Origin of the sequence: Pseudoalteromonas sp. C2R02 (assembly GCF_018860845.1) — a bacterium.
GTDB lineage: Bacteria > Pseudomonadota > Gammaproteobacteria > Enterobacterales > Alteromonadaceae > Pseudoalteromonas.
Genome location: NZ_JAHKQC010000034.1, coordinates 107155 through 119418 on the forward strand (window position 1 = coordinate 107155; position 12264 = coordinate 119418).

Genomic DNA, 12264 nt, shown 5'->3' on the forward strand with positions numbered 1-12264 from the left:
ATGAGATTACCTAAGGCAATTAAAAGCACTCAAATATCGGCTGCTGTCGTTTTAAGTTTAAGTCTTATTGCATGCACTGATAGTGCGCTGTCAGCTAAATCTCCTGATATGGTTCCAGAACTTAAAGTAGATGTTCTGATAAAATCTGGCACTGTTTACACAGGAAGCAATCTAAAAGCGCAAAAATTAGATATTGCAGTTTGTAAACAAGTGATATGTGGCATTTATGCATCTAATAGCAAAGAGATTAACGCAAATAAAGTCATAGATGCTAAGGGTAAAATTGTTAGCCCAGGTTTTATTGATGCCCATACTCATTCACTTGAAGAGTTAATGAGTAAAGATAAAAATAGTAATCTCAATTATTTAACCCAAGGTGTTACCACAGTTGTAAATGGCAATGATGGTGGCGGGCCCGTTGATTTTTTAAAAGCTAAACAAACCCTTGAACAAAATGGCATAGGTACAAATACCGCGCTATTAGTTGGTCACGGTAAGTTAAGAACCCAAGTCATTGGCAGAGCAGAGCGCTTTGCTAAACCGGATGAAATTGCGCAAATGAAAGCATTACTCAATACTGCAATGCAGCAAGGTGCAATCGGTTTATCTAGTGGCTTATATTATGTGCCCGGTGCGTTTGCTAACACAGAAGAAGTTGTGGAACTTGCAAAAACGGCTGCTAAGTATAAAGGAATTTACGATACCCATTTAAGAGATGAAAGTACCTTTAATATAGGCTTTAAAGCAGCAGTATCTGAAGCGATTGATATAGCAAAGTTAGCTGATATCCACTTACATATTGCACATATCAAAGCTTTGGGTGTTGATGTTTGGGGGCAAAGTGTTGATGTAATAAAACAAATTGAAACAGCGCAACAACAAGGTATTAGTATTTCAGCAGATCAATATCCATGGCAAGCATCGGGTACTATGTTAACAAGTGCAGTCGTGCCTAAATGGGTGATGGCTGATTCTAAAGAAAAGTTTCATCAAAGGCTAAAAGATGATGCGCTTTTACCTAAAATAAAATCAGAAATAACTGAAAATATTCGTCGCCGTGGTGGTGCTGAAGCTTTATTAGTGACTGTGACTGAAGATCAAAACTTAGTAGGTAAAACACTGAAGAAATTAGCAACTGAAAAAGGCTTATCAGAAACAGATACGGTAATTGAACTAGTACAAGGACCTAAAATTCGTGTTGCGTCATTTAATATGTCGTCAAATGATATTGAAAACTTTATGGTTAAACCTTGGGTTGTCTCTTCATCAGACGGTACAAACGGGCACCCTCGAAAATATGCGAGTTTCCCTAAAAAATATCGCCAGTATGTTAAAGAGCAAAAGTTATTAACCTTAGGTCAGTTTATTAAACAAAGCAGCACACAAACTGCCAAAATTCTGAACTTAAAAAAACGTGGTGAAATCAAGCTGGGCAATTATGCCGATATTATCGTATTTGATGAGAATAACTTCTCAGATAACGCGAACTTTCAAAAGTGGAACGTATTATCAAGTGGTATCGAAACAGTATTAGTTAATGGCGCTGTTACCATTGAAGATAGTAAATATAAAAATGTTCTTAATGGTAGAGTAGTGCATTAAAATTGTTGTTTACGACTTAAAAATTAAAAAGGAGCCTTTGGCTCCTTTTTAATTTTTTGGTGCTCAACAATTTGTGTGATCTCTTTAGTTAATGGTATATCTTTTTCTGATATATTCTTACTTTCATGACCAATTCTATCAACTTGTACACGGGAATATAATGAAAACAGATGTTTATTTATTACCAGGTACCATGTGTAATGAGTTACTTTGGCAAGATTTAAAGCACTTAGTTAGTGAGGAAATTAGTTTAAAACATATTGAGTTGCCATCAGCTAATAATATAGACGAGATTACTGATGAATTATTAAATGTACTACCCAAAAATAAAGTATATTTGGTCGGTTTTTCACTAGGCGGATATATTGCCAGTAACTTTGCGGCAAAATACCCTCATAGAATTAAAAATCTATTCATAATCTCAAATACTGGGTGTGCTCTTAATACAAACGAAATAAATCAACGTGAAGAACTAGTAAGTTACTTAAAGCAACATGGCTACTCTGGTATGAGCCGCCAAAGAGCAATGAGTTTGTTAGATGAAAACAAGCAAGATGAGGATTTAATAAATAAGATTATAACAATGGATAAACAATTAGGTGCAACTGTATTTTTATCACAGATTGAGGCAACAACAAAACGGACTGATTTATCCCAAAAATTAATTGATTCAAAGATAAAAATGACGTTTTACTACAGTGAATTTGATAGTTTCATAAACAAAACATGGATGGCTGAACTCGCTAACAAGAATGAAAATGTCAAAGTGATTGTACAAAGGGGAGCAGGTCATATGTTGCCTTTAGAGCAATCTTTATCATTAAAAATTCATTTAGAAACTTGGTTATTTGATTAAATTTAATCATTTACTAGGAGATTTAATCTATAAATTTCATTTAATCAAAAACATAAGTATTAAATCAATAGTCATTGATCAATGAAAACATATGAAAGAGAACAAGGTGGTTACATTCAATTACAAGTGTGCAATAATAGTTAATACAAAAGGATTAAAAATAGAAGGGACTATTTAAACCTAGCCAAAGATCAATAATAGCAGGTGAGCAGTGACTTCATTCAAACTTAATACATATCTAATGTGTATTCTTTTATTTATACCTGGCCATATTCAGGCCAACACTTTAAAAGCTGCAGTGTTAAAAAATGAAAACTTTCAAAAGAGATATAATGAAGTATTAGGTAGTTTAAGCCCTTTAGAAATAGAAAATTTTAAACCAACCTCCGATGGTTCACATCTTGAAATTATCGAAATGATCATTTTACAACAAGCCTTACATTTAGGCGGACTAAAAGAACCCATTATATTTGAACCTCATGACATGGCAAATTTAGGTGAAATAGCCCCCATTGTTGATGGCACAATATTAATGTTTGGCCGCAGTATGTGGTTGCAAACCAGCGTAGATTATCAGGGCTCATTATATATCTCAGAGCCAGTTATAAAATATGGAGAATTTGAAGCAGGCCTTTATTACAATATCGCCAATAAGGATTTAAAAGATATAAAAATAGACGCTTTATCCGAATTTAAAATTGTTGCCAATCCACGTTGGTTAGCGGATTGGCGCGCGCTTTTAAATAGCCCTATGACTATGGTTAACTTTATTGGACCATGGGAAAACATGATCGCGATGTTGGATGCAAATATCGTTGATTTAATGTTGGTAAACTTCAGTGTCAGTAATGATTTAAACATGATTTTTAAAGATAAACTGTACCAACCAATTAATAATTTAAAAATTGTATTACCTGATTCTAGGCATTTTGTTGTGAGTAAAAGGCATCCCAGAGGAAAGGAAGTATTTGAGGCATTACAAAAAGGTTTAACAATAATGCGAAAATTAGGAAAAATTAGAAAGTTATATGAGCAAGCAGGTGTAATGAATTCTAAAGTTAAGAATTGGGATATTATTAATAAGCAGATGTTGGTTCTATGAAAAATTTAGTAGTAGTGCTATTTTTTATAACTTCACCTACGCTCTGTTTTGCACAGCAGGGTTTTCATGAACTACAAGAAAGGTATCGAAATCTTTCTTTAAAAAATAAACTCTTATCATCTTCTATTTTATTACCCGATCTTGAAACCTTTATCACACATACCGCGAATGATAGTGATAAAGTGGCTGCTTTACAGATAATGGCAGGGATCTATTTAGAATATGACTCATATTTTGATGCAATTAAAGCCTTAGACAATGCGCAGCGACTAGCTGAAAAATTAGATAGTACAACAAAAGCTAGCGTACTGTTATCGCAGGCAAAACTAAGTCTCGCACTTGAAAAGTTCAATGAAGCATTAAATCAAGTGAATATGTGTATTGAAATAACGAAAAACAGTGATCAGACACTATATTTAAAATCATTGATATTAAAAGGACGTTTATTTTATTACAAAGGCAGTTTTCGCCAATCAATTAAGCAGTTTTCTCAAGTTAAAGCACTTGTTTCAAATGATACCAGCTATTTTAACTTAGCTTCAATTTATAGCGCACAAATTGCATTGGAGCTAGGTGATAAACAACAAGCAGAGCGAATTTTAGATAGAATAAAACTGTCCACATTAAATTTACTTTCAGAAGACAAACAACTTGAACATCAAGTGATATTAACCCGCTTAAGTATGCACAATGGCAATTTTAAATTTGCCATTTCACAAGCAAAAAAACTTTTAAACTATACGCTTGGCACACGTTTTTTATATTTACAGGCACAGTTACAAGATATTTTATCAAAAGCGTATTTACAAGCGAATAACTATCAACAAGCATTTCTATATTTACAACGTTATACATTAACCACCAATGCACTGGCTTTGAAAAAAAGAAACAACAAGCTATTACAACTGGAAATAATACATAACCTTGCTCGTAAGCAACAACGAATTGTACTGCTTGAAAAAGAGTCTCTACTATCAAAAGCAAAACTAGCAAAACAAGCATTTGAAAAGCAACAACTACATCGAGAGCAAGAACTTCAATTTAGAAAATGGCTGTTATTTAGTATTTTAGCCATTATAATTAGCCTTATTTTGTATTACTTATGGCAAAGAGATAAAGTGTTTAAACACTTAGAATCCTTAGTTAAAACAAGAACTCAAGAATTAGAAACTAAAAATATACTATTAGAAAAGTTGAGCAATACAGATAGCCTAACTGGTTTATACAATCGACACTATTTACATGCATTGATAGATAATGAACTTGCGCATGTACGTCGAAAATTTTATCAAGGGCAAGGGGAACAATATCTCGTAGTTATGCTTGTAGACATAGATCATTTTAAAAATATTAATGATACCTACGGTCATACAGCGGGTGATGCTGTGTTGCAACAAGTCAGTAATACCCTTAAAAGTAATATAAGAGAATCAGACTTGTTAGTCCGTTGGGGTGGCGAAGAATTTTTAATTATCTTAAAGGATTTCGAACTAAATCAAGCACAAATATTTGCAGAGCAATTACGTAATAATATTGAAAAAAATATAATTACACTTAATGAAAATACAGATAAAAAAATACAGCTTACATGCTCTATGGGCTATTCACATTATCCTTTTAATAAAAATGAACCCGAACAGTATAATTGGGAAAACATCATAGAACTCGCTGATATTGCATTATATGCCGCCAAAGAAAATCAACGCAATGCCTGGGTGGGTTTTGAGACTCAACAAAACCTAAGCTCACCAGAGCAAGTTATCTTAGACATCAAAAAAGTGATAAAAAATCAAGAAATCATCGTTAATTCAAACATATCCGGTAATATTAAATTTAAGTAACGTACTTATTTCTCAAATTATCAGACTTATTTTATTGCGGCTAAATATTTTTTTGGTTTATATAACCTCATTTAATAAGCCCACTTTGATTTCGCTTTCATTAACACAACATTATCTGGTAATGCTAATTGTTTACTTAATTTGGTTTTGAAACACAAATTATCGTATTTAACGCTATACCAGTATTGCGCTGTGCAATTGAATTTTAGTTTATGTTCAATAACAATAGGCATTGTTAACTGTTTAACATTTGATATAAAAGTGTCTGTTTCTACAATTTGAAATACATTTAATGCTTTAATTTCTTTATATATTAAAAGCAATACGATTAGAATAAGTAATAAAATAATTTCCATTTACAGTTTCCTTTTGATTAAAATTTCATGTTTTTGATAATTTATGTTCAATTTAATCATTTATATTGTCATTTTTTATCAATAAGTTAATGCTAACTCTCAGTTACTGATCATTTAAGAAATTATTTATCAAATTTTGACTTTAAAAAATGGCAAAGCCCATAAAGTACACGAATAATAATATATATTAAATTCAGTCAATTACATAAACTTAATCACAAATTTTTATTTAAAATGCAGTTTAAACAATCATAAATTATCGCTTTTCATTGCATTTTTTACATTTTCATATAAATAAACAACAATCTCCTCGCTTTACTTAGCAACATAATATTAACGAATCTGTACTTTTATCACCCTAACTACACTAGGGTGGCTAGGTTTGAAAATATTTCATTTAACACTTGTCCTTAACTTTAAACATACAGTCAGGGCATTACGGAGACAATTTTATGTATAAGAACAAAATTTTAGGTTGTGCGGCTATACAACCATCTTTGCATCGTTTTACAAAATTAAAGCTTGCGATGATGATCAGCTTAACTGCAATTTATGCACATAATACTTATGCGGCATGTGCAATATCAGCTAATAATAGTTATGAGTTTATAGATAATATTACAATTAATAATAATAATTTGGTAAATGATTCACACATGAAAAATGGTGATTTATTAACACTAAAACCAGGTTTTAGTGAACATGAATATGATGATAATTGGACTATATGGTTAGATTTAAATAATGATGGTGATTTCGAAGATCCTAATGAGCAAATCTTTACAACAGAGCAAAGAACTAATGAAGCTGTTCTAGTAAATTTAGATTTACCAGCAAACTTAAATTTGAATAATACTGAGATGCGCATCATGATCCATGATGATAACGTTAATAGTGATTCTTGTAACTTTAATGGTTATGGAGACTTTAATGACTATTACGTCAATATTGTTAATGATAATAATAGCGGTACTGATGAAGAGCATGACTATAATTTACTGCAAACGCCACAAAGTGGTCAAAATGAGCATATTGCAAATGTGCAATTTAATAATGAAAGTCATGCCACGGGTTCAAACAATGGATATGCAGATATAACACATAAAACCTTTAATATAAGTGATGGCGACTCTATTGTGCTAACACCTGTTAGTCGTTGGACAACCAATTGGTCTGTTTGGGTTGATGCAGATAAAAATGGTTTATTTGATAACGATGAAATAATTTTTACAGGCAATGATATAGGTGATAACCAAGTTGCAGGTGAAATCAATCTATCTGACATTGATGCTGGGTACGCCAGAATGAGAATAGCAATGAATGGAGATGGTAAAGCGGATGCGAGTGGTTTTAATTATGGTGAAATAGAAGATTACACTGCAAACGTACAATCAAATTCTAATAATCCTGTGCCGCCACCTCCTAACGAAAAAAATTATGGTTCTCATGTTCAATGGACCCATGAAGAAGTAAATGTAAAAGTTTTCAAGTTTGAATTCACCGATGTACCTTTAACATGGACGGACACTCGAATCCGTTCAGAGTTAAACGAAATAAAAGATTATTTTAATGAACAGTCATATGGACAGTTTGATGTTAATTATCAAATACACTCTGAAATTATCACAATAAATCAAAAGCAATCAGATTGGCACAATATAAGTTCAAATGAATGGAAAGAATATTATGCTCAGAAGTTAATTAATTTAGGAGAGTCGCAATTTGAAAATATTGAAGATGATACGATTTATTTAATTATTTCTCCCCAAATTTCTGATTTTGGTATCAAGGCAGGAGTCAACCCTGGTGCAATTAGAGTGTATGATACATATGATGAACGCTCTCAAGCTGGCGGAATCGCTCATGAGATGGGGCATGCTATGGGGTTACATCATGCACAAGGTCTAGATGGACAAGACAGTGTATTTGGTGTTGGTAATTATGAAGCTGAAAGAATCCAATATGGAAATAAGTTTAGTATGATGGGCAATAGCGCATGGGATTTCGGTAGCTTTAACTTATATTATAAAAACTTTTTTAAAAGTTGGAATATCAAAGATAGAGTACCTCTCATTAGCGAAAGTGGTATTTATAAAATATATGCATTAGAGCAAGGCACTGGACAAAGTACCAATCGAGATATTGGGCTCAGAATAAAGTCGGCAAATGATGACATTACATATTGGATTGAATACCGTACAAAAGATGGGGCTGATACAGACGGTGTCCAAATTAACGTTGAAGGCTATTTCCCTGATGAAGATTCACGCTCATTCTATTATGGTGTTTCATACTTATTAGATATGACACCAAATACATTTCCAGATGATTTAAACGATGAATATGACGATTTTGATGATTTTGAAGATGGCTCATTATTAAAAGGAAAAAGCTTTACAGATAAATGGGGCGCTTTTACAATCACCACACTTGATAAAGGTGGAGAGCCTGGTACACCAAGTGCTTGGGTAGAAGTAAAAGTACAAATGCATTGATGATAAGTACAGCTAAACGACTATAAAAGCAAAATAGTTTTACAAAAAAATGTACGAAGTATTAAATTAATATTTAAAGTATTAGTAAATATCATTAAAAAATTAAAATAAGTTGTATTCCAGAAACAATACTGTCTTTTTCAATATGTATTGTTTCTCTTTTCACGTAACGCCTCCTCAGTAAACCTTCAATTAATATAGCGTCTATTTAAAGTGAGTTTTTAACATAAATTCCGATTTGTTCATTCATAAAATATACACTTTATGAATCATGCGGTGCTGTGCTATTAACTATATTCCCCCTTATTTAACTTGTTTAAAAAGGTAAAAATACACAACAATAGAGCGAAATTATTTAACACTGAAAATATGTAATAAGTTTTTATTAAAAGTTGCTTGATGACAGATCATCAACATTTATTAATTTTGTACTAAGATTTAATGTTTTTTAAAAGCTTTTCAGCAGCACCTATAATTTAACAACTGACTTTTTAATGATCAAAACTAAATTAATACACATTAATTTATGTATTTTTTATAATTAATGATCTTTTATTGTCATACATTTTATCAATAAGAATAATCATAAATAATTTAGCGTAACAAACTTCTAAAAATAAAATAATAAACACTTAATATATTTCCATTAAATTCAGATACTTAAATGTATATGGGTATTTTATAAATTTATATTTTATTAGTTTAAATGATTATTTCATCCAAATTTACCTCTTGTTTACATAAAACGCAGCTCTACCGTATATTGAATGCAATCTTAAGCAGTAATAACAATAATATACAATAAAGAGGTGATATTCATGTTTAAACTCAATAATACAATGAAACTGATTGCAACTACTTCAGCAATTACTCTCAGCTGTATTTCTAACGCACAAACCTTATTAGAAGTAGGACAAATGAAAGTCCCACTGATTTTAGTCAATTACAGTGATACAACTACAACAGCAACAGCTTCAGAAATTGAAAACAAATTGTTTAATAGTCAATATGATGTGAACGATTACTTTAATGAAGTGAGTTATGGGCAATTTAATGTTACTGGTAAGGCATATGGCTGGTTCACAATGCCAGAAAGTCATGATTATTATGGAGAGAATGATCCACAAAATGCAGACTGGGATAAAAATTATGCGCAACTTGCATTACATGCAATAACACAATCAGATCCATCAGTTGATTACTCTGCTTATGATGCTGATGGTGATTGTATCGTAGACTCAGTTGCAGTTGTATATCAAGGCTATGATGAAAATGACCCTTTAGGTCAAGATACCAATGTGTGGCCTGTCAATATGTCACTTGATTATGAAAATATAAATGGCAGAACCAATGATAGGTGTGCCAGCGACGCCAACCGGTTTGTAGAAGTAGAACGCATTACTTTAATCCCTGAATTAAGAAGTGACAACGTTGATGGCCTTACACCTATTGGTTTATTAACTCATGAATTAGTACATAGTGGCTTTGGTAATCGATTAGGTGATGATTGGTTCCCTGATTTATATGGTGCAAATGGTAGTGAAGGAATAAGCCTATGGGGGTTGATGGGGAAAGGTAATCATTTAGGGTCTATTCCTTATCGCACGTCGGATGGAGAGATTAACCCTGATTACGTAACAAATGACTATACGCGTCCTGCACATATGACTGCATTTTCTAAAGTGATAATGAATTGGGTTACGCCAATTGAATTAGAGGCCGGGGATAATATGAATCAAGTTCAAATTAAAGCAGCTTCATCGTCTAACCCAACAGTGTATAAAGTGGCAATCCCTGATGATCCAAAAGAATATTACTTAATTGAAAACCGTTATCAAAATCCAAATAGCTTTGACGCAGGGATTGATGCTTCAGGCTTAGCAATTTGGCATATTGATGAAAACTCATGGGCTAATGGTACTAAACATGGTTGTTCATTCCCAGATGATCCTTTTGTTGCAGCATCCTCCGGTACTTGTGATCAATATTCTCATTCAGTTATTGCATTAGCACAAGCTGACGGTTCATGGGAAATGGAAAAGGGCGGCTCGTCAGACTATGAAGACTTATTTTCCAATAGTATTGCAGGTATTTCGACATCCACTTATCCTAGTACCCGTTATTATGACTTTTCTGAAAGTGGTTTATCTATCACTAATATAAGTGCTCCAGGCGAAATAATGACTGCCGATATAAAAGTTGATTTCTCCGACAATAGTTTACCCACTTATTGTGAAGCTGAAAGGCCTTATACTAAAGGCAATGGTTCATCTACCTTAAGTATTGCTAACGCAGGTTCTGATCAAACAGTTGGTTTTTATTGGCTAAATGAAGCAGGTGAACGCTACCCTGATTTTGCACTTCGCGCACCTTACGCTTGGATCACACCTAATGGCTCAAGTTACAGTGCAGATTGGGATAATGGAGATAAAGTAGTTTTTGTTGACCAAAATGATAATTGTTTAACGGTCGCGGATGTAGAAACTAATGGAACAAATGTAGAAATAAAAATTGATGGTGGCTATGCCAATAATATCAAAATATTTGATTTTGAAAATAATCAACAACCTTGTGAATCAACAAATAATTGTCCAGTGAATGGATATCAAGTACCTGAAACAAATAATACTAATTGGGAGCATATAGATAGCGTTTCAATTGCAGGGATAACCAACACAACTGGCAACGATAATGGTTATGGTGACTTTTCTAATAACGATATTATTACCATTAAAGAGGGCGATGAGATTACCCTAAGTGCTTCAGGTAATGCAGGTGAAAACTGGATTGCGTGGGTTGATCTAAACGGTGATTATGAATTTTCTAACAATGAAATTGTTTACCAAAGCGACACGAGAGCTAACGATGTTGAGGGTATCATTTCTAATCTTGGATCTGATACAGGTTTAATAACACGTTTACGTATTGCAATGTCTTATGGTACGCCTACTTCAACAGGAGGTTTTGAAGGCGAGATTGAAGATTATACGGTGTTATTAGGTGATGCTGGAGCATGTAATAATTGCTCTAAAGAACCACTGATTGAGGAGTATGCTGTCAATGTAGATGCTAATGGATACCAACACTTTTCTATACTGGTGCCAGCAAATTCTAGCGAAATATCTGTTGAGCTAGACAAGAATGGTGGTTCAGCAATGTTAATGCTCCGAGAAGGAAGTGAAGCAACCGCAAGAACTTATGATGTGAGAGATTCTGGTGGTTCACATGTCAATCTAGTCAATCCAAATGCTGGCACATGGTTTATTAGTATTAGAGGTCGAACCAATGGTATCAATAATGGCAATGTCACTATCACAGTAAATTAATATATTGATCTAAGAATAGCGCTTTGATGATTCAAAGCGCTCATTTGCATAACAAGGAAAGCAAACATGATTCGTACATTTATATTACCAACTGCATTAGCTTTAACAATATTTATATTAACAGTGTCATACTATGAATCGATTGAAACTAACATGAATCAACAAAAACTAACTAACACAACAATAAACCATACAAAAAATATATCTTTAGAAAATAAACAAATACCGGGGTTAGATAACCAATCACTGTCAAAAAATCATGGTCATGAACATCATACACACAGTGGTCATTCACGACATAGTGGAATTAACACTCACTCACATAAAAAACCACTAGTTAGAAAAAGAAAGACGCCTATTGATAATTTAGATTTATCCTCAGAGCAAATAGCAAAATATCAATCACAATTGTCATTTTATACAAAACAAAGAAAAGCACTTGTGACTAAAAGAAATAGAATTTCACCGAAAGAGTATCGTGATCAACTTTACCAAATTAATTTAGCTTATCAAAATAACCTTTTTAGCTTTATGACACAGGTGCAAATCTTACAATATAAAGAAAATATTGCTGAATATAAGCGTAGAAATAAAATTATTAAACCGCAGAGACAACACCACGTTCAACAACGAAGAGATAATCATATCAAACCTACGAAACAAACTAGCGATTAGACGAAAAGTAT

Annotated in this window: 8 protein-coding genes; 7 read left to right on the forward strand and 1 reads right to left on the reverse strand. The window is 32.8% G+C overall.

What is annotated here, in order from left to right:
- The 4 genes from KO527_RS13795 (at position 1) to KO527_RS13810 (ending at position 5401) form a co-directional block, all read left to right on the forward strand.
- Positions 1–1602 carry an amidohydrolase family protein gene (locus tag KO527_RS13795; RefSeq protein WP_216040862.1) on the forward strand — a complete coding sequence of 534 codons (1602 nt, stop codon included), beginning with the start codon at positions 1–3 and terminating at the stop codon, positions 1600–1602.
- 160 nt (positions 1603–1762) lie between these two features.
- A complete protein-coding gene (locus KO527_RS13800; RefSeq protein ID WP_216040863.1) occupies positions 1763–2458 on the forward strand; it encodes an alpha/beta fold hydrolase in 696 nt (231 codons plus the stop codon).
- 211 nt (positions 2459–2669) lie between these two features.
- Complete coding sequence (locus KO527_RS13805) at positions 2670–3560, forward strand: hypothetical protein (protein ID WP_216040864.1); 891 nt, start codon at positions 2670–2672, stop codon at positions 3558–3560.
- Entirely contained in the window at positions 3557–5401 is a 1845-nt protein-coding gene (locus tag KO527_RS13810) for a GGDEF domain-containing protein (protein ID WP_216040865.1), read from the forward strand. The genes KO527_RS13805 and KO527_RS13810 overlap by 4 nt, the downstream gene beginning before the upstream one ends.
- 71 nt (positions 5402–5472) lie before the next feature.
- Here the strand turns inward: KO527_RS13810 and KO527_RS13815 are convergent, their stop codons facing one another.
- Complete coding sequence (locus tag KO527_RS13815; protein ID WP_216040866.1) at positions 5473–5757, reverse strand: hypothetical protein; 285 nt, start codon at positions 5755–5757, stop codon at positions 5473–5475.
- 452 nt (positions 5758–6209) lie between these two features.
- On the opposite strand from KO527_RS13815, the gene KO527_RS13820 reads away from it, so the two are divergent.
- From KO527_RS13820 to KO527_RS13830, 3 genes are all read left to right on the forward strand, one after another.
- Positions 6210–8252, forward strand: coding sequence for a GEVED domain-containing protein (locus KO527_RS13820; protein ID WP_216040867.1), 2043 nt, complete (start codon positions 6210–6212; stop codon positions 8250–8252).
- Positions 8253–9070: 818 nt separating this feature from the next.
- Positions 9071–11578: a M6 family metalloprotease domain-containing protein gene (locus KO527_RS13825; protein ID WP_216040868.1), complete on the forward strand. Its 2508-nt coding sequence runs from the start codon at positions 9071–9073 to the stop codon at positions 11576–11578.
- 66 nt (positions 11579–11644) lie between these two features.
- Complete coding sequence (locus KO527_RS13830; protein ID WP_216040869.1) at positions 11645–12253, forward strand: hypothetical protein; 609 nt, start codon at positions 11645–11647, stop codon at positions 12251–12253.
- Positions 12254–12264: the final 11 nt, after the last annotated feature.